Source organism: Arthrobacter sp. 01N444 (genome assembly GCF_056399305.1).
On sequence record NZ_JBFTRB010000021.1, the window covers coordinates 60,644 to 83,887 of the forward strand.

Annotated in this window: 14 protein-coding genes; 9 read left to right on the forward strand and 5 right to left on the reverse strand. The window is 64.3% G+C overall.

Annotation, left to right across the window (positions count from 1 at the left end):
* Nucleotides 1-7: 7 nt before the first annotated feature.
* The 5 genes from AC1DKN_RS18945 to AC1DKN_RS18965 all read right to left on the reverse strand — a co-directional run bounded on the left by AC1DKN_RS18945 (nt 8) and on the right by AC1DKN_RS18965 (nt 8,247).
* Complete coding sequence (locus AC1DKN_RS18945; protein WP_476872179.1) at nt 8-2,962, reverse strand: tetratricopeptide repeat protein; 2,955 nt, start codon at nt 2,960-2,962, stop codon at nt 8-10.
* Nucleotides 2,946-4,490 carry a hypothetical protein gene (locus AC1DKN_RS18950; RefSeq protein WP_476872180.1) on the reverse strand — a complete coding sequence of 515 codons (1,545 nt, stop codon included), beginning with the start codon at nt 4,488-4,490 and terminating at the stop codon, nt 2,946-2,948. The genes AC1DKN_RS18945 and AC1DKN_RS18950 overlap by 17 nt, the downstream gene beginning before the upstream one ends.
* Nucleotides 4,490-5,647 (reverse strand): hypothetical protein, encoded by a 1,158-nt coding sequence (locus AC1DKN_RS18955; RefSeq protein WP_476872181.1) that lies wholly within the window; start codon nt 5,645-5,647, stop codon nt 4,490-4,492. Before AC1DKN_RS18955 ends, AC1DKN_RS18950 begins: the two co-directional genes overlap by 1 nt.
* A 2-nt stretch (nt 5,648-5,649) precedes the next feature.
* Nucleotides 5,650-6,534, reverse strand: coding sequence for a hypothetical protein (locus AC1DKN_RS18960; protein WP_476872182.1), 885 nt, complete (start codon nt 6,532-6,534; stop codon nt 5,650-5,652).
* Nucleotides 6,535-7,563: 1,029 nt separating this feature from the next.
* Nucleotides 7,564-8,247, reverse strand: coding sequence for a hypothetical protein (locus tag AC1DKN_RS18965; RefSeq protein ID WP_476872183.1), 684 nt, complete (start codon nt 8,245-8,247; stop codon nt 7,564-7,566).
* A gap of 554 nt (nt 8,248-8,801) precedes the next feature.
* Here AC1DKN_RS18965 and AC1DKN_RS18970 point away from each other — a divergent pair.
* Genes AC1DKN_RS18970 through AC1DKN_RS19010 form a run of 9 tightly spaced genes read left to right on the forward strand, consistent with a single transcriptional unit; the run spans nt 8,802 to nt 22,681 of the window.
* Complete coding sequence (locus tag AC1DKN_RS18970) at nt 8,802-9,626, forward strand: SLOG cluster 4 domain-containing protein (protein WP_476872184.1); 825 nt, start codon at nt 8,802-8,804, stop codon at nt 9,624-9,626.
* Nucleotides 9,627-9,634: 8 nt separating this feature from the next.
* The gene (locus tag AC1DKN_RS18975; protein WP_476872185.1) at nt 9,635-10,780 is read left to right on the forward strand and encodes a hypothetical protein; all 1,146 of its coding nucleotides are present in this window, start codon (nt 9,635-9,637) and stop codon (nt 10,778-10,780) included.
* Entirely contained in the window at nt 10,777-11,262 is a 486-nt protein-coding gene (locus AC1DKN_RS18980) for a phage baseplate assembly protein V (protein WP_476872186.1), read from the forward strand. The genes AC1DKN_RS18975 and AC1DKN_RS18980 overlap by 4 nt, the downstream gene beginning before the upstream one ends.
* Nucleotides 11,262-11,609 (forward strand): hypothetical protein, encoded by a 348-nt coding sequence (locus AC1DKN_RS18985; RefSeq protein ID WP_476872187.1) that lies wholly within the window; start codon nt 11,262-11,264, stop codon nt 11,607-11,609. Before AC1DKN_RS18980 ends, AC1DKN_RS18985 begins: the two co-directional genes overlap by 1 nt.
* Before the next feature lie 9 nt (nt 11,610-11,618).
* Nucleotides 11,619-11,975: a GPW/gp25 family protein gene (locus tag AC1DKN_RS18990; protein ID WP_476872188.1), complete on the forward strand. Its 357-nt coding sequence runs from the start codon at nt 11,619-11,621 to the stop codon at nt 11,973-11,975.
* Between the two features lie 17 nt (nt 11,976-11,992).
* Nucleotides 11,993-14,641, forward strand: coding sequence for a baseplate J/gp47 family protein (locus AC1DKN_RS18995; RefSeq protein WP_476872189.1), 2,649 nt, complete (start codon nt 11,993-11,995; stop codon nt 14,639-14,641).
* Nucleotides 14,638-17,415, forward strand: a complete 2,778-nt coding sequence (locus tag AC1DKN_RS19000) for a putative baseplate assembly protein (protein ID WP_476872190.1) — start codon at nt 14,638-14,640, stop codon at nt 17,413-17,415. The genes AC1DKN_RS18995 and AC1DKN_RS19000 overlap by 4 nt, the downstream gene beginning before the upstream one ends.
* Nucleotides 17,416-17,453: 38 nt before the next feature.
* The gene (locus AC1DKN_RS19005) at nt 17,454-19,724 is read left to right on the forward strand and encodes a hypothetical protein (RefSeq protein ID WP_476872191.1); all 2,271 of its coding nucleotides are present in this window, start codon (nt 17,454-17,456) and stop codon (nt 19,722-19,724) included.
* Between the two features lie 53 nt (nt 19,725-19,777).
* Complete coding sequence (locus tag AC1DKN_RS19010) at nt 19,778-22,681, forward strand: DUF6519 domain-containing protein (RefSeq protein WP_476872192.1); 2,904 nt, start codon at nt 19,778-19,780, stop codon at nt 22,679-22,681.
* The last annotated feature ends 563 nt before the right edge of the window (nt 22,682-23,244 follow it).

Sequence of the window (23,244 nt, forward strand, 5' to 3'; positions counted from 1 at the left end):
CTCCTACTCATCGTCGTGTGGCGTCCCCTGGTGGAACACCCGGGCTCGAAAGCTTGCGGATCCGGTCGCTGAGATGCCTGAACGCCGTACGGCTCACCTCGTAGTCGATCTGTTCGAGGAGTTGTGCAGCCGCGAGGTCGTTCCTGGCCACAAGGACCGCAGCGAGGCTCAGGTGGCGTTCGGAACCGTGCAGCGCGCCAAGGCCCCGCCAGTAGGTTGACTCCGCCAGATCGGGCTGGTTCGAAGCCAGCAGGGCCAATCCGAGGTCGAAGTGCAGATACTCGGTATCGGCGGTGTCTGTGGAGACCGCGTTGATGTAGAGCGGGACGGCGGCGGAAGGATTCCCCAGCGAGTAGTGACACCACGCCAGAAGACCAAGGTCATCCGCACCGTAGACCGACTCGGAGCTCAACTGCCTGATAATGGCTTCGAAGTGTTCGCGAGCTAATAGGTCCTCGCCTAGGAGCCGGAGGGTATCCGCCAAACCCCGCCGATGCCACGAGTTCTTCGGCTCCTGGCGCCACGCCCCGTCGTAAGCTTTCTGGGCCTCCCTGAGGCGCGTCCGGGCACTTTCGTCGAGACGGGGCGGCTCACCCGGAATCCGTTCGGCGATGTCGACGAGGACGGCGTTCTCTAGTGCCCAGCCGAATTCGAACAGCGTGTCGGCGGACGGATTCGAGTCCTGGAGCGGTCGGAGGACCTCCGCTGCGTCGGCCCACTGCCCGACTTTGTTGAGGGTCTGGCCGCGGACGAACCGCACCCACCCGTCCTCCAACCCGAGGTCGAGGGCCAGGTCCATGGCCATGGCCGTCCGGTCCAGTGCTGCGTCGTATTTCTTCTCGGCGGCGTCGACTAGCGCGACGTCGGCCAGCAGAGCAGGTTCGCGCTCCCCCGACGTAAGCACACGATCTGCATAAATTCTCGCTCGCGCTGGCTTGCCCAGATCAAGGTAGACGTACAGCAGGCCGGTCATCGCTCGGACCTCGCGTGTGTCCAGTTCGAGCGCGCGCAGAAGACAGTCCCGCGCCTCCGTCGGATTGCCTGCCAGTCGCAGTGACTCGCCGCGCCGGATGAGATCGTCGACGGTCCCTGCCCCGACGGGTTCTATGTCAGCGAAATCCAACGTACGAGCGGCCTCATCGTAACGACCGAGACGGAACTCAAGATCGGCCAGCTCCCTACGGAGTGCAATGGCGCCGCTGTCGAGGTGAAGCGCGGCGCTATACGCTTCCAGCGCGTCCTCCCCCGACCCTTGCGCGCCCAGCGTTCGTGCGAGCTCCCAGTGTAGGTCTGGAATGCCGGGATGGGCTTCCAAGTCCCCGCGCAACTCGGCCAGCGCTGCATCCAACTCCCCTGCCTGCCGAAGGGCAGCGGCCCGTGCCACCATCACCCACGCCGGCGGGTCTTCTCGTTTGCGGAACGCGTCGACCAGTTCGAGTGCAGCGTCGTTCTTGCCGTTCCGCAACAGCAGGTCAACGCCGAGTTTCACCGTTTCCTCGTCGGCGGGATCCAGCTCCAGGGCGCGCTGCACAGATTGCAGTGCCGCTGCGGGCCGATCCATCTCGTCCTGGACAGCGGCCAGGCCTCTCCAGGCATCCGGCCATTCGGGCGCCAACCGAACGAGCTCCTCGAAGGTGGACTCCGCCGCCGGGAAATCCCCACTCTGCTGGTACACGTATCCCGTGACCGCGAGAGCGATCGGATGTGTCGGCTCGCGATTCAGCGCGGCCGTCGCCTGTTCCCGGGCTGCGACATGGTCGCCAGCCTCGAACTCCAAAGCGGCCAGCTCCGCCATCACCCACGGCATCTCGTCGGAGAGCTCGAGGGCGCGGAGAAGGTCGGCCCGCGCATCTGCCGTCCGCCCGAGTGCCCGAAGCACCTGGCCGCGTGTGCCGAGGTTCCACGCATCGACGGGCCCCCGCTCAACCGCTCTGTCCAGCAGCGGCAAGGCCTCGTCGAAGTCACCTCGGGCGCGCAAGACGTCCGCCTTCATGCCCATGGCAAAGACATCGTCTGGGAAGTGCGCCAATATGGCGTCCAGCGCCTCGACCGCGCGCTCGTACTCGCCGCTGATGCGCAGGATGTCCGCCTTGGCCCCGAGGGCCCTCGGATTGGCGGGCGTCAGCAGTAGCACGTCGTCGATGACTTTGAGCGCGCTCACGTTGTCGCCCAGCAGGCGCAAAGCGTCCACCAGGACCAGCTGCGCGTCGACCCTCGCGGGCCCCGCTTCCTTAGCCGAGGTCGCAACCTCCACCGCTTCGTCTAGTCGACCGACCGCCAGGAGTGTGCGAGCCGCGGCCAGGTAGGCCTCGTAAGCACGCGGATCTCCGCGGGCCCACAAGCTGTCTCCGAGTAGGCGCATGGTGGTGGGATCGTCGCCATTCCCGTCGGCACTGACGATCTCACGCAGGATCGACTCCGCCTCCTCGGGCCGGTCGCTGTTCAGCATGATGCGAGCCAGACGATGATGCGCCTCGTGGGACGCGTCGCCCTGCTCCACCGCCCGCTTCAACGCTCGCTCCGCATCCGCCGTCCTCCCGAGGATGTCCAGCACAGCGCCGTAGTCCGCCCATGCGTACGTGGCGACGTCCCGCGAGCCGGTGACCAATTTGAACACGCCGAGAGCTCGCTCCAGCAGACCGGCCTGGTCAGCCGTGGATCGGCCGGACGAGTCGAGGAGTTGCGCGCGCAGGCTCAGAGCGGAGGCCTCGATGACGCTGAGGTCATCCGTCTCCTCGCGCCCGAGTGGTCTCGACCTCCGCAGCCGATCGATATCGACGAGGATCGTGTCCACGGCCGACTCGGCAGCCTTACTGCGTCCTGCCTCGGCATCGGTCCGCGCGCGCTCAAGGTCCAACCGCAGCCGCGTCGCTTCGACCGCCGACGACCAGATGCGGGGCCGCATCGTGGTGGAGCGCAACTTGGCGCCCTTTCTGGGGGTGCTGTCATCGGGTACGTTCATCTCGTTTTTCCTCCCGGTTCGTGGGACCCCTCGGCGTCAACCCTCGCCCCGAGCTGCGCCTCCAGAAGCCGAGCGCGGCGATGGCAAGGTCGCGGGAGCTGCCTTGCGACGTGAAGCGCTGGTACCACGCGGCATTCAGCACGTCGCGAACCGTCTGCTGCTCCGGGGAAACCTTTGACAGCGCCAAGTCCAACGTCTCCCGATCCGTCAGGGACGGCCATTCCATCGCTGCATGCCACCTGCGCGCATCGAAGCGGATTTTACCTCCCTTGGACCCGAGGAACTGGTTCATGTAATCGGACCACGCCGTCACGCGCTCGCCCTTAGCAGGCCGCGGTTCGCTTCCGACGCCGTTGTGCTGAATCGATGCCTCCCACTGGTTACGGAGGGAACCGATGAATTCCTCGAGGATGGCGCCTTCATCCATGAACGCCAGCGTCGAAAGGATCATGCGCACCCGCTCACTGTCGGAGAGGCTGTCTGGCAGATTGGCGATCGACGCCGGCACGGGCTCCAGCTTGGTGAACATGCTGGCAAGTGCATACGCCGGCCCCGCAGTGAAGGTAGCGAACGCGTCTGCCAGCACAACTCGCAACTCGCCAGCCGACACCCCGGGCAGTCCAGGGTACTTGGCGACGAGATCGTTCTCGTCCACCACGACCAATCCGAACTGATACGCCGCCAACGGCACCGCCCAGACGGTCCAGTCGGGAAACCCCAGGCGGATCATGCGCGAGACGGACCTTACCGTGGCGCCTGCACGACCCGGAACGGCCATCGAGTGCCACAGATCGTTGCTGCCGATGTAGTAGATCTGGCGAATGAGTTCATCGGCCATGACGCAGACGTCGCGGTTGTATTCCGCCTCGTCCTCCGCCTCGTCCTCCGCCTCGTCCTCCGCCTCGTCCTCCCCCTCGTGTAGAGGAGAAGGAGGCAACCCGCCAAGGCCTGTGTCCCTGAGGGCGAGGCCGCCAAGGAACTCCACATACTCCGAGAAAAGCGCGTCGCTCTGGTCACGAATCAAATCGCGATAGGTCTCCCACGCTTTGCCCGGTACTGTATGGTCGATGCCGTCGATCGTCTTTATGAGGGCAACCGCCTCGTCGTGGAAGCTCTGGTCGACATGGCGGTCGAATGACTCAGCGGCAAAGGACGACCATCGCGTTCGCATGGCGCGAGCAATCTTCGCGGTGCTCGCCGCCTGCTTCTCGATCCGATGGATCATGGCAAGCGCTTCCTTGACACTTTCCACCACCTGCTTGAGGTTGCCCCCTTGCATCTCTCCTTGTGGATTGATGGTTTTGGCGTTGCTGAGCGCGGTGTCGAGACGTGTCCTGATTACATCCCTGATACTCGCCCTGAAATCGTCGTCGCGCTCGAAGAGCATGGTCAGGCGGTGGATGTCCGAGCGCCGCCCTGCTACGAAGTCTTTGGCTTTATCCACTTGTTCGAGGTTGGTCCGGATGGTCTCCAATCTCATTCGAAGAACCACATCTCCTTCGTCACCGACATCGACCGACGGGTCCATTACCCCTCCTTGACTACGCGCTTGATGAGGGCAAGCGCCTGCTTCTCGAGGATCGCGGGCTCGTTGCCTTCCAGACGGAGCCGCCATGCCGTGCCGACGACGTCGCGAACGGTCGTCGAGGCTGGCGGCACGTGAGCTTCCTCGAGCAAGTAGCGCTCAAGGGCGTCACCGATCGGTTTGCCGTAAAGGGCAGGCTTCAGAGGCCCCGTGCCGATCTTCCAAAAGCGGCTCACCAAGGCGTCGAGCCGTATGACCGACGTCTTGTCGACCTCCACCATGACTCCCACGCTCGAGGCCTGCGAGAACCAGGCCGAACGCAGCGCCTCGGTTTCGGCGCGGTAGGGATGCTGGAACTTTCCGGCTCGCTCATCCATCCGGCGAAGTGTCTCGAGGACCAGATGGATCCGCTTGTCCACTGACGGATGCGTGGCAGTCGATGATCTGCCGTCCTCGAACACGATCTCGGTTCTCGCTTCCTTCGGGTCGAACCTGCTCAAGACAAGCGCCCCGCCGTACGCCGGCCCGATCGCGCAAGTCGCGAAGAAATCGGCGAAAAGTTCCTCACGCTGGCGGGGGCTGCCGCCTTCTACCAGCACTGCCCGCACGGGATTGTGACTCGGCTTCCCGGCGCCGCTGGTGTCGAGCGTCTGCGCAATCACGTGACCCATCTCGTGGAGCGCCACCGGTAGCGACCAGAACCCGCGCGCGGAGCATCTCAGGCCGATCACTCCCGTGCGGTAGGACGTCCTATCCTCGGATCCTGGAACAGTGAGAGCCCGCCAGTCCACGGGCAGGCCATCGGTGACTTCCGCGAGGAGATGGTCCGCCACCGCGCACAGACCCCCATCGGCGCCCCGATCCCGCAGAATTGCTCCCGCAGCGAGTGTGAGACATTCCAAAGCCAAGGCGTCGACGTCAGCCTGGTGTTCTCTCATCCGCATCCACAACTCGGCGGTGGAGACGGCGACTGCGTTGTCCAGCATGCCAACCAACGCGTCATCTCTGGCGCGGATGGCGCGACCAGCCGTCCGCAACACAGCGTTTGGAGCAGCTTCCGTCACAACTTGGTCTGCCATCAGAATTGTCAGTTGCTGCAGGTCTCCTCTTGCCTGGACACCACGCTGGATCACGGCACGTCTCGAGATATCCACGTCCATGATCACGTCCCCGCCAACATCCGCCAACCAACGAATCGTAATGTCTGACGCCCCGCGTGCAGGACGCCGCACTGAGCACGGAGTTCATTCACAATGGAGCGCATCATGCCCGCCGCCGGCCACACCCAGTCCGCGCGCTGAGCGGTCCCATGAAGTCGGTAGGCTTCGCCACCGCGATTTTGATGGCGCTCGGGGTGCGAAGCTTCCCCAAGATATCGCTGACCCCGGGTGCCCGGACTCACCAATTCGGTCACGTCACCCACTAGTTCTTCGCGAACGGAACCGTCATTGGCGGGACCTGGCTGCTCTCGCGACCCGGCGAGGGTCGGCAGTCGTCGTGCTGGGGACAGAGCGAAGATCGCCCGTGCCGTGGTGAAGACGAGCTCGGCGTCGTCAGGATGATCCGTGCGGTCCGCCGCAACTGTCAGTTCTTGGCTGTCGCGCATCATGGTGGTTGAGGTCCTTGTCGGCTCTGCCGTCATTTCGGCGCGGTCGAGGCTCTCTGATGGAAAGACTAGCCCATCCAGGCGGTCCTGGACCTCGACGGAAGCGAGGTCCCAGTTAATCCGAACCGTTTCAGCGTCTTGGCCCATGGCCACGACAAGCATTCGCAACTCGGCGAACGGATCGACGAGCAGCAGGTCCCACATAGCGGCCTCCTGCTCGGCCTCACGCAACTCGTCACCCATGCCACGGGTCGGGTACTCGCGTGGCAATGCGGTGCGGATGTCGAGGTCCTCTGGCTCCACTTCCCGGCCCCATTCGAGCGAGACAACCTGGTCTGGGGACCATCCGAGAATCGCCTGAGCACATTCGGTTATCTGGTCCATAATCTTGGTCACGTCGCTGGCGCCTGTCCCGTGAACGGAGAGCAGTTTTGATCGCACGGCGCATCCTTTCGGAGAACATCCCAGTTCACTCCTTTGCAGAGTCAACCACGCCCACCGTTACGGCGGCGTTACTAACCGCATGCTTCAAATAGGTGTGCAGCGGGCACGGCCGCGAGCTGAAATAGGAGACTGCTGAATTGGGGCGTATCTGGCTTCGCTGTCCGGTTCCTTGGCTGGGCGGGTGCGAGTGCCGTTCGTTGTGCGGGTGACTGAAAGCCCGGCCCGCACACCGCCATGTCCTGGACGCTTGGAGCACAGTCCGGACAGTCCTGCCAGACCTCCCGCCCGGACACTCGAGGAGGCGGCCGCCGGTGACCGCAAAAACCAACGAGCCAGCCCGAAAGTAATGTCACACAGAACACGTGGCTGCACGAACTGGTGTCAGCAGAAATAAGCAAGGAAGGTCCCCGGAGTTCCACAGCATCACGTCTACACGGATGTGGACAAAGTCCACGCTATCTTTGGCCGGACAAGGGGCCCCGATCTCTCCCCCAGACCCACAGTAAACAGGGAATGCGGAGAAAAGATCTTCCAGAAACTTCGCGCAGGTCATGTCGTCAACAGGACACCGCGGCATGAAGAGGTACAGAGCCAACCACGGCCACCAGAACAGGCCAGAAAGGACCCGGATGACCCCACATCGCAGCTGGCGGAGGGCACACCAGCCAAGGCGCTGACCCCGCCACCCCCACAACTTCACAGGCCACCGCGGCAGCCACAGCCAGGCCAAGCCGAGGAAACAACGTCAGAGGGACCCAACCAGGGTGAATGTACACACGTTAAAGCAAAAACCCCCTCAGACGAGGGGGAATGCTGTGAACCGCCGAGGGCTAGGCCGGGCCCATGACAAGGCGCCTTCCTCGCACCCGCTCATCGCGGAAGCCAAGAATGCCAGGATCGGGATCACCAAAGTGTCGGGGCCGCGATCGTCGGTCCAATACTCCAGGTGCATCACGCGTTGTCGCCCAGAGGCGCCAGGACTTACGCCGTTTTCCTGCTGTCCGATGGCTGCGGTCAAGACTGTCGTCAATGACTTACGGTGGGCAGCCGCCACGACGTCGGTTGGGTGGGCGCCCCACCTTCACGGGAGTGATTGGTCCACTCCCGGTTCTGGGGTTCCGCGGCCGGCGGCGTCCATCCGGCGCTAATGATGGCTTGGACGAGGTCGCGGTCTTGTTTGGGTTCGGGCATGCCGGCTTTATGTGCCGCATAGGAGATCGCGTGGATCAATTCGCCGAGCAGATGCAGGTCATGGAGTCGTGGGTTCGTCTTTGAGACGTCCGCATACCATCTGCCCGACTCGTCCGGGTCTTTAAGGCCCTTCACCGCTGTGGGCCTGGACTGGGATTGGAGTTCCTCTGCGACGGGCTGCTTGTCCGGGACGTGTCCTGTCGGTCGGCGGACCGGAGGGACCCAGCCGGCCGTCATGACGGATCCGGCGCTGTAGTTCTCTCTTTCATACCAGGGCGTGTCGAACCAGTGGTCTTTAGGGAAGCGAGTCTCCATTGCCGCATTCGTGAGCAACGCGGCAAGCAGGTCCTCGTTATCCACGTGCGGGGAGCCGGCCCTCAATGCCCGGTACCAGCCGGACCAGTCAAGTCGGGAGACTGGAAAGTTCATTTTCAGGGATTCGGAGTAGAAGTACAAATGCTTCTTCGACTTCGGGTTCCAGACCATGGGTGACCCCGCGCGACGCACTTCGTTCACCACGTCCCTCCGACGTCGTCTTCGAACGTGGCCATGATCCGGACACATTCCCCAAAGTTGTCGACAGGGCGGCATCATCCGCGAACCATGTCGTCGGGGATGTCATCCACATGACAGCGTCCTCCGCCTTCCAGCGTATTCGTCCGCCATCTTCCTAAAGTCCTTCATGAGCCGTCGCACTCTCATCCACCCGGCCCCGCCGGGTGAAGGTTCAAAGACTTATTACACAAGCACAGTAACGCTGTAGTAACGGCATCGCGACTTAGATGGCGATCAGAGCAGTAAAACTACGAGTTGATGGGGGCATGGTGGGCAGAGCAACATAGTTTTGAAAGAGATGGGTTGGACACCATCGGCCCGACACCCGGAGCGCATCTGAGAACTTGTAGAAGCGACTTAGGGTCAGAGTCGAAAGGCCGGGGGCGATGCTAACCCGAGTTGCAGGGCGAGTCCCCCTTTCGGGGCCCATGACCCAGAACCACTCGACCATGGTAGCAACAAGCCACTTACGAGGCACCGCTCCACGATTTTGCAAACTGTTGAGTTAGGTCAGAAAAATGGATGGTCCTCGAACGCGGCCGGTTATCGCCCTGTTCGGCAGTAGCGGCGGTAATTCAAAGCAAACACTCCAACGAGCTGAAAGTCTGGGGCGTGCCGTCTCAGCGTATGATGCGATACTCCTGACCGGCGGAACCGGACCCGCCGAAGAGCCAGTTAAAAACCGCGCTATTCGAGGGGCCCTGACTCTTGACTCCGGATGCTGGGTGGGCGTTGATCGAACCCGGGGGTCCCTGGCCGAAGGCGGTGCCGAAGGAAGGGGATACGCCATCAAAAGCACGCTCAATCATCAGCGCAATTACCTGGAAGCATGGCTGGCTGACGCCGCAATAGCGTTGAAAGGGGGCGAGGGAACAATGTCAGAAATAACTGCCTGTCTGCTCGAAAAACGCCCCGTTGCCTTGGTGGGTGGGGGCTGGAGAAATGTATTCGATCTTGATGATGATAGACCCAAGGCGCTTGCCACTCTTACCACTGCAGCGGTCAAGACTTTCAAGAATAGGGGTGCACACGCCCTAGAGGGCCACCTGATAGAAGAAGCTACTATCACCGAGGGACTTCTCAATATGGGTGCCTATGCGTACTTCGAATCAAATGAGCCTGCAGAAACCATATTGAACTGGCTGACGTCGAAGCTTCGGCTAGGTGGCCCACTACCAGGCAGCTTTCCGGACATCCCAGGGCACGACAGGGTCAAGGCAGGTTACCTCACATGGCTGGAGACGGTGCCACCGCGGACATGGTCACCGCCGCAGGATGAGCCTTCCCGACCGACTCCGCCCTCGGGGGCTCCGAGTCCGGTGGAATCAAGCCCTGACCCTTAGGATAAGCGATGCTATTGGGGGTAAACCTCTCCTTATTGATCGGGCCGACCGTCCCGATCCCGGCTACGCCCGACATTGCGGAGGCGGTCCAGAGCGTGTCGGTCACGCACAACGATGAGGGCCGGTCCGGCTTCCAGATCGTCCTGCAGGTGGGACGCGCGGGACCGACAGATCTGCTGGATTACCGCCTGCTGCTCAACCCGCTGTTACAACCGTTCAATCGCGTCATCTTGACCGTGCTCTTCGGTCCGGTCCCGCAGGTGCTGACGGACGGCATCATCACGAACCAGCAGTTCTCGCCGGGAAACCAGCCGGGCGGTGCGACCCTGACTCTGACCGGCGAGGACGTCAGCGTCATGATGGACTTGGAGAAGAAACGGGCCCAGTATCCGGCCATGAGCGAGCCGCTGATCGCGCTCATGATTATCGGTTCGTACGCGCAATACGGCCTGTTGCCGATGGTCATACCGCCTCCCTGCATCGACCAACCTGTCCCAACCCAGCGCACGCCGGTACACCAGGGCACAGACCTGGAAGTGCTCAAGGACATCGGGCAACGCTTTGGTTGGGTTTTTTTTGTCGAACCGGGGCCGCTGCCCGGCATGAACTTCGCGTATTGGGGGCCGCCCGCACGCTCGGCCGTGCCCCAGCGCGCACTGTCAGTCAGTGTGGGGCCGGAGACGAACGTGGAATCGATCAACTTCACGTATAACGGTCTTGCTCCGACCGTCGTGAATGACATGGTGCAGGACCAGCTGACGAACCAACAGGTTCCCGTGAGGACCTTTGCCAGCACCCGCGTGCCGCCGCTCTCGGCCAAGCCCGCGCTGCCCTTCCAGCTGCCGAACGTGCGGACCAGCCTGCTTGAGCCCAACTCAGGGCTGAACGTGGTGCAGGCGTATGCGCGGGCACAAGGCATCACGGACAAGTCGGTGGACAGCGTGGTGACAGCCCAGGGAGAACTGGATGCCCTGCGCTACGGAGGGGTCCTCAAGCCGCGCGGCGTGGTCGGGTTGCGCGGCGCCGGTTTCACTTACGATGGCCTGTACTACGTCAAGAGCGTGAGCCATTCGATCAGCAAGGGGCAGTACAAACAGCGCTTCAGCCTGACTCGAGAAGGCACAGGGGCGTTGACACCGGTGGTGGTCCCATGACCCAGTACTTCGGCAAGTACCGCGGCAAAGTGGAGAACAACATTGACCCGCAGATGCAGGGTCGTGTCACCGTATCAGTGCCTGCCGTGACCGGCGCGGGCACGTTGAACTGGGCTATGCCCTGTTCGCCCTACGCGGGCAACGGCGTCGGCTTCTGGGCCATTCCCCCGAAGGGCGCCAATGTGTGGGTGGAGTACGAGGGGGGCGACCCGGAACGCCCCATCTGGAGCGGCTGCTTCTGGGGTATCGGTGAGGCACCGGCCGTACCCCCGGTGCCGCAAATCATCACGCTCAAGACGGAGACTTGCACGCTGACGTTGAACGATCTGCCGGGCGCAGGCGGAATCACGATCGAGACCAAGAACGGGATGAAGATCACTATGAGCGCCACGGCGCTGGAGATTACCGACGGCGCGGGCGGCACCATCAGCATGCAAGGTCCGAAGGTCAAGATCAACGGTGGGGCACTGGAGGTGATGTAATGCCGGGCTTTTTGGTCCATGTAGGTGCGACAATCAAGTGCACGCATGCCGCGGGACAGGCAACCATCGCGCCGTCGAATCAACGCGTCAAGGTCGGCGGCATGCCCCTGGCTCTGGTAACCGACCAGACAACGGTGGCCGGGTGCCCGTTCCAGGTGCCGGTGGGCGCGGGGATGAAACCCCAGCCCTGCGTCCGGGTGATGTGGCAGGCGCCGGCCACGCGCGTCAAGGTGATGGGGCAGGCGGTTCTGCTCCAGAGCAGTTCGGGCAGTTGCCTGAGCGCCGAACAGATCCCGCAGGGCACACCCCTCATTGCGACGACGCAGATCCGGGTGCGGGGGATATAAGTGACAGCCATGCAAGCAGACTTTCCATACCAGATGGACCGGCAGGGACGGACCGCGACGACGTCCGGCGATGCGTACGTCCGCGAGTTGATCGAGCAGTTGCTCTTCACCATGCCGGGCGAGCGCGTCATGCGTCCCACCTTGGGCTCGGGCCTGGCTCAGTTAGTCTTCCAACCGAACAGCGAAGAGCTGGCCACCGCGGTCGAGTTCCTCGTGCAGGGAAATCTCCAGCAGTTTCTCGGCGAGTTGATCGTGGTGGAGGCTGTGCAGGTGACGAGCACTGATTCGACCATCGAGGTCAAGGTGCAGTACATGCTGCGACGGAGCCAGCAGCGCCGCGCCGAAAAGTTCAGTCGTCAGATCTGAGGGCGGGATGAAGCTTCATGAGTAACGACATCAGTTCCGGCGGAATGGTCTACTTCTGCTGCGAGCCGCGCAGGCGGAACGAGATTGCGCGGCTGATCGAGGACGGGGCAACTAACCTCAACGGCATCGATTTCCTGGAGGTGCTCGACGCGCCGACCCAGGCGCCTGCGGACCGCCAGCGCACCCTGTTCGTCCATTTCATCCAGGACCCATCCGGCCTGGGGATCGTCCGGGAGAGCCTGCGGCTGCAGGGCGGTGAGCGGATCCGCGACGTGCGGGTGGCCACGGCCGAGGTGCGGGTCGAGCCGCTGGCCGGCACGGCCGTGCCCGTGCTCGTCGTCGTGGTCGACACGGCCGGAGATTTCTCCACTTACACGCTGCGCCTTGTGCCGACGAGCGCCAGCCCGCTGCCTGGCCTGGACCCCATGCTCCGGGCGGTGGATTTCTCGTTCAAGGTGAACTGCGAGACGAAGTTCGACCCGCTGCACCAGCGCGGTCCCGGCGGGGGCGCGTGCCCGCCCGGGCAGCGGAACGAGCCGAGTCTCGATTATCTGGCCCGCGATTTCAACAGCCTGCGCCAGCTCATGCTCGACCGTATGTCTGTGCGGCTGCCTGATTGGACCCCGCCCGGCGGGCAGCGTAACCCGGCGGACCTCGGCGTCGTGCTGGTCGAGCTCCTCGCCTACGTAGGCGACCAGTTATCGTACCGCCAGGATGCTGTCGCCACGGAGGCGTACCTGGGCACCTGCCGGCTGCGCACTTCGGCGCGGCGGCACGCCCGTCTGGTCGACTATTTCATGCACGACGGTTGCAACGCGCGCGCCTGGGTCCAGGTGCGCCTCGAAGACGGCACGCCGCCGTTCGAGCTGAGGGAGGCGACCTTCTACAGTGCGGTGCCCGGCCTGCCCCGGCGCATCATCCCGGACTCGCGCGACCACGCGGCCGCAGCCAACGGGGCGGCGGCCGCGTTCCAGCTCCTCGAGCCGGCCCTCTTGGCGCCTGAGCACAATGAGATGGCCTTCTACACGTGGGGCGCGCGCGAGTGCTGTCTGCCAAAGGGCGCGGTGCGCGCGACCTTGCGGGGCGACCTGCCCAACCTCCACCGGGGAATGGTCCTGGCGTTCCAGGAGGTACGCAGCCCGCGGACCGGCGACCCGGATGATGCGGACCTCAGCCGCCGCCATGCCCTCCGACTCGTGGATGTGAGCGCGGGTAGCGATCCGCTGGGCGGCAGGTTCAACGACCCGCCGACTAACGGCCCCGTTCCCGTGACCGAGATCCGCTGGGCCGACGAGGACGCGCTGCCCTTCCCGATCTGCATCTCCGCTGAGACCGCCAAGGAATTCGGCGCGAGATTCGTGGATGGGGTCAGCGTCGCGCTGGGCAACATCGTATTGGCGGACCACGGAGCGGAGGTCAAGGAAGACCTGGGTGCCGTCCCCCAGAGCTCGATTCAGCAACTGGACGTGACAGGAACGGCCGGGTCGGCGTCAATGCAAGCGGCGTGCCGCGAAGACCGCGTTGTGGTCGCACCGGTCCGGTTCCGGCCATCGCTCAAGCGCGGGCCTGTCACGCAGGCCGTGCCCTACGACGCGCAAAACAAGACACCCTCCGCGGCCGCAGTCATGCGTTTCCAGCCGCGCGATGCACTGCCCGCGATTAAGCTGGAGGATCAGACGACTGAGCCCTGGGCGCCCCGGCTGGACCTGCTGAGCAGCGGCGTGAAGAAGCACTTCGTGGTCGAGGTGGACGCAGAGGGCGCCGACTTCGGCGGCGGGCGCTTGCGGTTTGGCGACGGCAAGCACGGCGAGGCACCTAGAGCGGGGAAGTTCACAGCCACCTACCGTGTGGGCAACGGCCGTGCCGGCAACGTGGGGGCGCAGACGCTGGTTCACATTGTCACAAGAAAGAACGGTGTCCTTGACACCTCCAATCCCCTCCCCGCAACCGGGGGCGTGGACATGGAGACGATACAGGAGGTACGCCAGTACGCGCCCTTTGCCTTCAAGCCGCAGACGGTCCCGGGCCAGGTCGGCCGGCCCCTCGGTGCCACCCTCCGCCGGGCAGTGACCCCGGCCGACTATGCCGCGGTAGCAGAGGCGGCCTCCGTCCTCGAGACGAGCGACGTGCAGCGCGCGGCGGCAACCTTCCGCTGGACCGGGAGCTGGCGCACGACCTCGGTGACCGTAGACCGTCGCGGCGGGGGACCCATGAGTGCGGAGTTTGAGGACGCGTTGCGGGTGTACATGGAGCCGTACCGGATGGCGGGGCACGACGTGGAGATCGAGCCGCCGAAGTCGGTGGCGATGGAGATCGCTATGCGCGTGCGCGTGAAGCCGGGATACTTCACGAGTCAGGTGCGCCGCGCGCTGCTGGACGTGTTCTCGAACCGGCTGTTGCCCGACGGCCGTCGCGGGGTATTCCACCCCGATAACCTGACCTTCGGCCAGACCATCTACTTGAGCCCGCTGTACGCCGCGGCGCAGGAGGTCGACGGCGTGGCGTCGGTGGACATCACGAAGTTCCAGCGGGCCGATTGGCCGGGCGACGAGGCGCGCGATGCGGGCCGGCTGCCCCTAGGCCGCCTGGAGATCGCGCGGCTGGATAACGACCCGAACTTCCCCGAACGGGGCGTGTTCGAGTTAAGCCTTGAGGGGGCCCGATGAACAACGGAAGCACGGTCGCAGGTGCCAATGCCCTGTCGCTGGATCCCTCCATCCGCCAGCTGGCGGACTGTGACTGCTGTGGGGGCCTTGGGTTGCAGGCCCCCGAAGTGATCTACAACCGGCCGGGCCTGTCGAGCATCCGCTACCGGATCGGCACGCACAGCCGTTTTAAGGCCACTATGCTGGCCCGGCTCTCTTCGGCTGACCTGCCCAGCCTCCACGGCCTGACCATGCGCTCGGACAGCGACTTCACCATCGTGCTCCTCGACGCCTGGGCCGCGGCTGCGGACGTGATCACCTTCTACCAGGAGCGGATCGCGAACGAGGCGTTCCTCAGGACGGCCACGGAGCGCTGCTCGCTGGCCGAGCTGGCGAATCTCATCGGCTATATCCCCCGGCCGGGGGTCGCGGCCAGCGTGTACCTCGCCTTCACTCTCGAAGAGACCGGCACGCCGGGTGACATCCCCGTCCCGAATGGCACCCGCGTACAGAGCATTCCCGGGCCCGGCGCGAGACCGCAGATTTTCGAGACCGTGGAAGCGGTCGCGGGGCGCACCGAGTGGAACGCAATGCGCCCGCTGCTGGTCCAAAAACACCCCGGACTGACGAAGGAGACGAAGCGGGTGACGTTGCGCGGAACTGCGACAAACCTGAACAACGGCGACAGCGTGCTCATCCTAGTAGGGGCAGGGCCGGCGAACCGGGAGGTGAAGCGGGTGCTGGCAGTGACGCCGAATCCGGTGAGCCAGATCACGACGGTGGACCTGGCCGAGGACCCGCCGGACCCTCCGCCACTCCGGTTCATCTACCTGGCGCCTGTCCTGTGGAATACCGCGCCAGTGAAGCTGACGACGACGGCCGTGAAGACCAACATCCTGGCGGGTTCTTGGAAGCAGGCGGATCTCAAGGCGTATGCGGCGGTCCAAAAGTGGTCCCTGCCGAAGCTAAGCCTGAACATCGTGAGGCAGGCGGAGATGGTGCTTAAGTTCTTCCCGCCGGAGGAGGGCATCTTTGCCCTGCGCCAGCGGGCTTCGATCTTCGGCCACAACGCGCCCCAATACAAAAACCTAGCAGCCAACTTCGTGACGACCCAGGACGGGACGCGGAAGGAGATCGATCCGCTTCCCTACCCGGACGACTGGGAGACCCGCACACTCGGCCAGGAGCCCGGCGCATCCGCCGGCGGGAGCAATGCGATCGACCTGGACCAGCCGCATCCCGGGATCGTGAAAGGGAGCTGGCTGGTACTGGAGACCTCAAACAACCGCGACGTCTACACGGTCCTGGACAACACCGAGATCAGCCGAGCGGACCATACGCTCAGCAGCAAGGTCTCGCGCGTCAAGCTCGACACGAGCACCAACTTCAACAAGTACACGCTGCGCAACACGACCGTGCTGGCGCAAAGCGAGAAGCTGGAGCTGGCCGAGCTGCCCGTCACCGATACGGTCAAGGGCAACCGCATCGTGCTGGATCGCGCCTACCTGGGGCTCGAAGCCGGACGGCCGGTGGTGGTTACGGGGCTGCGGACAGACCTGGACGGGGTGACGGACAGTGAGGTGATGATCCTCGCCGACGTTGGCTTCAACCAGGGGCGCACCGAGCTCATCTTCGTCAACGACCTGGCGAACGAATACGAGCGCAAAACGTGCACGGTGAACGCCAACGTCGCGCGCGCCACGCACGGCGAGACCAAGGTCCAGGCGTTGGGCAGCGGAGACGGGAGCCGGGCCTTCCAGAAGTTCGTGCTACCCGAGCATCCTCTGACCTTCGTACCGGCGGACACCGCGCAGGGCGCGGCATCGACCCTGCAGGTGCGCATCAACCAGCTGATGTGGCAGGAGGTACCCTTTTTCTACGCGCACGGCCCCGACGAGCACATCTACATTACGCGCACGGACGACGAGGGGAAGACGTCCGTGATCTTCGGCGATGGCCGGACCGGTGCGCGGGTGCCTACGGCCGCAGAAGGGGGCGGCGAAAACGTGGGCGCCACCTACCGCAAAGGCAGCGGCGCCGAGGGCCTTGTCGCTGAGGGCCAGCTCTCCCTTCTGATCACCAGACCGCTGGGGTTGCGCGAGGTGACGAACCCCGTGGCCGCGGGCGATTCGGCGGATCCCGAGAGCAGCGAGGACATTCGCCGCAACGCCGCGCTCCCCATACGCACCCTCGACCGCATCGTCTCCTTGCGCGACTACGAGGACTTCAGCCGTGCCTTCTCCGGTATCGCCAAGGCCCTCGCCACGTGGGCGTGGAATGGGAGGGAGCGCGGGGTCTTCGTGACAGTGGCGGGCTTGGGCGGCAAGCCGATCGAGCCGGGCAGCATCACATACGCCAACCTGCTGAAGGCGGCCCGCGAAGCGGGCGATCCGACCGTGCCCATACGGCTGAAAACCTACCGGGCCGCCTTCTTCCGCCTCTCAGGGAAGCTGGGCGTCGACCGGGCGTATATCCAGGACGCGGTCAAGGAAGAAGTTGAGGCGGCGCTGCGGACCCGGTTCTCGTTTGACGCCCGGGAATTCGGGCAGCCGGTCGCCAAGAGTGAAGTCATCGCAGCGATCCAAGGTGTCAAGGGCGTGCTCGCCGTGGATCTGGACGAGCTGCACCGGGTCGATGCGGAGGAGGAAGAACTGAAGACGACTCGCCTCTTCGACACGCTGGCCAGCCAGGTGCCGGGTTCTTTGGGCGGCACTGGCGGCAGCACGGCAACGCTGGCAGCGGAGCTGTTGCTCCTCGATCCGCGGCCCCTCGAGCTCGGCACGATGGCTATCTGAAAAGGGGCACCCATGCGCACGCCGGAAAGGGTAGTCAAATGAGCACGACCTTCGACCTCGAAACTATCTACAGCCTTCTGCCAGCGGTCTACCGCACGCGCGACGCGGCCATCGCCGACACGCTGGAAGGCCTGCTCACACCTACCGAACAAGCCCAGCTGCAGAAGCTGCGCAACCGCCTCGGCGGCGGCAAGGGCGCCGTGCCGCTGAATGAGACCGAGCAGCGCGAGCTCGCGCGCCTCGAGGAAAAGCGGGTGCGCGGCCCGCTCAAGGCGCTGCTCACGATCATCGCGGAACAGGTTGCGGGGCTCGAGGAGAACATCGAGCAGCTTTATGACGACCAGTTCATCGAGACGTGCGCCGAATGGGTGGTCCCGTATATCGCCGACCTGATCGGATACCGGCCATTCGATCCGCGGCTGCAGGATCAGCTGGGAAGCAGCCGGGCTGACGTGGCGAATACGATCCGCTTCCGGCGGCGCAAGGGCACCGCGGCCGTCCTTGAAGAGCTGGCATCGGACATCACGGGCTGGGACGTTACGGTCGTGGAGTTCTTCCAACGGCTGGCGGTGACGCAGTACCTCAACCATTTGCGGCTGGAGACACCCGGCCATGGGTTCAACGGCGGCCTTGAGCGAACGTTCGACCAGCCGGGGACTGTCAACCTGCGCCGGGCGGACCGGCTCGAGCTTGCGGGCACGCCATTCGATCCCGCTTCGCACACCGCAGACGTTCGGCGCATCAGCAGCCAGCACGGGCCGAACAGCAGCCGCGGCTATTGGAACATCCCGAACTTGGGCATCTTTGTCTGGCGTGTTGGCAGCCACCACCTCACCGATGCGCAGCCTTTCCGAGTGGATGCCCGTCGCTATCTCTTCAACCCGCTCGGTGCCAACACGCAGCTCTACTGCGCGGCAGACCGCGAGGCGGACGTAATGAGCCTGGCGGGCCCGCTCAACGTCCCGATACCAATCACGCGGCGCATGCTGCGAAGCAACCTCGCACAGCTCTACGGCCCCGGCAAGAGCCTCACCGTCCAGCGCGGGAATCGCGTGCTGACCATCGACGAAGTCGATGCGTGCGACCTGTCGGACACGGGCCCCGACCCGAACAACAGCCAGTGGGCCCACCCGAATCAAACGCGGGTGGCGATCGACCCGGTACTCGGCCGCATCTACCTCCCGACCAACGTTCCGGCTGAAGAGGTGCGCGTGAGCTATTACTACGGAGCGCTCTCGGACATTGGAGGCGGAGAGTACGTCCGGGAGGAACGGCTCCGCGCTGCACCGGGAAAGCTTCGGCGGATCCCGATAGACCCGGCGGACCAACCCGACTTGGTCCAGGCGTTGGCCGACCTGGGGGGCGCTGGCACGGTGGAGATCACTGGCAGCTGCCGCGACACCGGCCTCACCGAGCTTACCGTCTCGAGGGACAGTCAGCTCGAGATCCGCGCGGCCAATGGGAGCCTGCCGCTGATCCAGTTAGGAGGAGACCTGGTGATCGGCGGCGGCGACAGCGGTGAGGTAACCCTCAACGGCCTCCTGATCGCGGGCGGCCGGATCACCGTGCCAGCCCTCGTAAACGGGCAGCCGAACCGCCTGCAGAAGCTCAGGCTGGTGGACTGCACGCTCGTTCCCGGACGCGCGCTGTTACGCACCGGGCAGCCGGTCGGCGTCGTCACCAGCCTGGAGGTAGAGGCGCCAAACGTCTCCGTTGAGATCGACCACAGCATCGTCGGCGGGTTGCGGGTGACGGACGAGTCGAGGTTGAGCATGTCCAACAGCATCATTGACGGCCTGGGACAGGAGGAGGTGGGCTACGCCGCGCCGGGTAACGCGGGGACGGATGGCACGGGGCCCGGCGGTGAGCTCACCGTCACCTCGTGCACAGTGATCGGCAAGGTGAACACGGTACTCCTCACGGCGTCCAACAGCATCTTCCATGCTCGGCGCGGTGCGGCCGACACCTGGAACGCGCCTGTCAGGGCTTCGCGGCGCCAGGCCGGCTACGTGCGGTACAGCTACATTCCGTTGGACGCACAGGTTCCGCCCCGCTATGCCTGCCTGCCACGAACGACCGTGGAGGCGATGGAGATGGTGCCCCGTTTTGTGTCGCTCAGCTATAACAGTCCGGCCTATTGCCAGCTGCATGCGAGCTGCCCCTGCCGGATACGTACGGGCGCAGAGGACCAGGGCGAGATGGGAGTCTTCCACGACCAGTACGCGCCACAGCGCGAGGCCGGGCTCTGGACACGGCTCGACGAGTATCTGAGGGTCGGGCTGGAAGCCGGGGTGCTATTCGCCTCGTAGATGAGGACATGTTCGTAGCGCATTGCTAAACACTCGGCCACCAGGAGGAAAGCATGAAAGGTGATTTTTCCCGCCAGACCTTCAAGCAGGACAAGCACTACAATGGCGTGCTCATGCAGCAGGGCCGGGTGCAGCTCGATGCTGACTGGAACGAGCAACAAGCCATCAACCGGCACCGGGCGGAATCTCAAGCCGCCGATCTCGTCGGGCCGGCCGGCGCGCCCAAGAGCCGCCCCGGATTCGGGATCACCCCTCGGGGGAACGGTCTGCAGATCGGCGCAGGCCACTTCTACGTGGACGGGTTGCTCTGCGAGAACGACGAGGACGTACCATATTCGGCTCAGGAGGACGTCCGGCTCGTGACGGGGAACCTCTTGCCTGTCCCCGCGGGCCTCTACATCGCGTACATTGAAGCCTGGGACCGTCACATCAGCGCGTTGGAGGACAGTGAGGTCCGCGAGACGGCGCTTGGCGGCCCGGACACGGCCGCCCGCTCCAAGGCGGTGTGGCAGGTGAAACTGCTGCCGGTGGCCGACCCTGGCGGCTCGGTCACGTGTAACACCACCTTCGCCGAATGGGACCAGCTCCTGCGGTCCAGGCTCGTCGGCATTCCCAATGCAGGGAAGATGGCCGCGCAATCGCGGACCGTCGTACCCAGTAACGACCCCTTGTGCATCCTGCCTCCCAATGCGGGCTACCGGCGCCTGGAGAACCAGCTCTACCGCGTCGAGGTCCACCGGGGCGGGACGCGCGAAGTGGCCCGCTTCAAATGGTCACGCGACAACGGGACTGTGGTCAGCGCCATCGAGCCGGACGATAACGGCAACGTGGCAAGCGGGAGCCAGATCATCGTGGCGGAGATCGGAAAGGACACGCTCCTCACGCTTGCCTCTGAACCCCTGCCCCAATGGCTGGAGCTGACCGACGATCGTTACGAGCTGACGGACCAGCGCGGCACGCTGGTCCGCGTGCAAGGGGTGGATCCCGCAACGCGCACCGTCACGTTCGTGCCTGGCCCGTTGCCCGATCTCGACCCTGCCCGACACCCTCTGGTGCGGCGGTGGGACCAGCGCGGCGGCCGTGCGCCCGAGGTCGAACCCACCGACCAGGGCGTCCCGATGACCGGTAACTGGCAGTCCCTGGAGGACGGTGTCGAGGTCCGTTTCGCAGACGGAGCCTACTCAGCAGGGGACTACTGGTTGATCCCGGCCCGCACAGCCATCGGCGCCGATACGGGTAGCGTGGAGTGGCCAAAGGACAGCGGAAACCCCACACTGCGCTGGCCGGATGGCACCCCCCATCATCTGGCCCGCCTCGCGCTCGTTCGATTTGGCGGGGCCTCATTCACAGCAGTCCCGAACGGCGACTGCAGGCCGCTGTTCCCGCCGCTGACGGCGATCACCGCCGAAGACGTGAGCATCTCGGACGCCACCTGCCGGTTCGGGACCGCGACCACCGTGCAGGAAGCGATCGACATCCTGTGCTCGCGCAACGGCTCGCTCTGCAACTTGCTGGTGGGACCCGGTGAAGACCTGGCGGCCGCGCTCGGCAGGCTGGGGCCGAATCCGGCAGGTGGCCGGCTCGACGCGCTCATCTGCCTGCGCCCAGGCACCTACACGCTGCAGGCCCCGCTGCGCATCCAGGGACTTGGGCACATTCAGGTGCTAGGCGTGGGGCCAGGGACGCGCATCGAAGCACCGAACTCCGAGGCTGCACTGGAGTTCGTGGACTGCCTCAGCGTCAGCGTCCGCCACCTATCCGTCAGTGCGGGCGCCCCCGGCGGGGGCGGCTCCCTCAACGGATCGCTGACTTTCCTCGACTGCCCCTCGGTGACGGTCGACGGCGCGAGCGTGACGTGCGCTGGCGGGCCCCAGCGTGCGGCCTCGTGCATCACCATCCGCAACACACAGACCGAGGACACCACCAGCGCGAACGTGCACACCTGCAATCTGGAGGTCGGGCACCGGCAGGTTGGCGTCCTGCTCGTCAACGTCGGCCGCAGCCACGTCACCGACAACGTGATCCAGGCTGGTGCGAGACCACCCGACGACCTGCTGTTGAAGGACGTGGACTACCGGGCGGCCCTGCGGCGCCAACTTATCGACCATGTCAGTTTCGGCGGCACAATGGTTCCGCCCCCGCCCGGCACGAACGCCACTGTCACCTACAACGGCCAAGAGGTGCACTTCCGCTCGGATCCCGGTCTCTCCCATGGTGACCGGAACGACACCGACTGGAGCCGGGCGATCACGACGCTCACGCCTGCGGGCATCACCAGCCCACGGGCCCTGAAGCGATGGCTAAAGGCGTTCGCCAGTGCCATGCTACTGAGCGGCGGGACCGGGACTGGGGGAACGCCGCTCTTTCGCAAAGTGATTCCCACACTTCTTCGAGAGGACACGCCTGCGGCTGACCAGGGCATCGTGGTCGGCGGTCTGTCGGCCAGCGAGGTGCTCGTGAGCGGAAACACAGTTATCGACGCGGTCCAGGGAATCCACGTCGGCTTCGGCAGAGGAAGAACGAGGGGAATGGCGGGGGTAGTGATGATAAAGGACAATAACCTCAGCGTGAGCTTGCCAACCAGTGCGACACGGGAACGGTTCGGGGTGTTCGTTGGCAACTGCAACAGTCTCGTGATAGATGGCAACTTCGCCATTCTTTACCGGAATTCCCCCAACGCCAGCTTGCGGATCGAGGGCATGCGCGTGTTCGGGACGATAGGCAAACGCGTGATCATACGTCACAACCACATGGCCGCGGCTTCTAGTGTGGCGGCGGCGTTCACCATCGGTGTCACCTTTGCCCCACTCGAACCCTTGCCTGCCCAGCCCCTATGGATCATCACGGAAAATTTGATGGAGTCGTCGGCGACCAAAGTTGACGTTCCCTCAGACAACGGTTACGACCCCGTCGCGGTCTCTAGCAAAACACTCGGCTTCAACGTGAATTTCGCTTGAGGTCAACTGGAAAAAATGCGAAGAAGGTTGGGCGTGAGTAGCTATTGGTTAGACTGCCGAGTGGTTCGTCAGAGCGACGGTCTACATCCTTGGGTAACACCGGGGTTGCCTGTTTAACTGATTCGCTAGAGGGTAGAAGGGTTCGATTCCTATGTTCGCGTCGAAGACGAGACTTCCGGGTCTCGTCTTCGCTTGTAAGGCCCACTTGCCAGTGGCGTGCTTGGGGACCACTAACAACAACGCTCACCCGGATACTTCCGTGCTCACGCACGACGCGCCTGACGGCGTCTTCGCACGGTTGCTGGGCGAACTCGAGGCCACGGTTGCCTCATGCTGGAAAAAGCCGCATGCTGAGGCCCGGTTGGTCGATGCCACAATGGAGTGTAGGCAACCCTTTGACGGCACTGCAACGCCTCGCGGACCGGGCGCACGTACTCAGGGCGGCCATGCTCGGGCTGGACGACGTAGAACCTAAGTCATCGGCCGTGCCTTCAACCCGAAAGTCATTCATGTCGGTCAACCGCAAAGTGTCGGCAGAGGAACTCGCGGAGCAACCGGCTCTG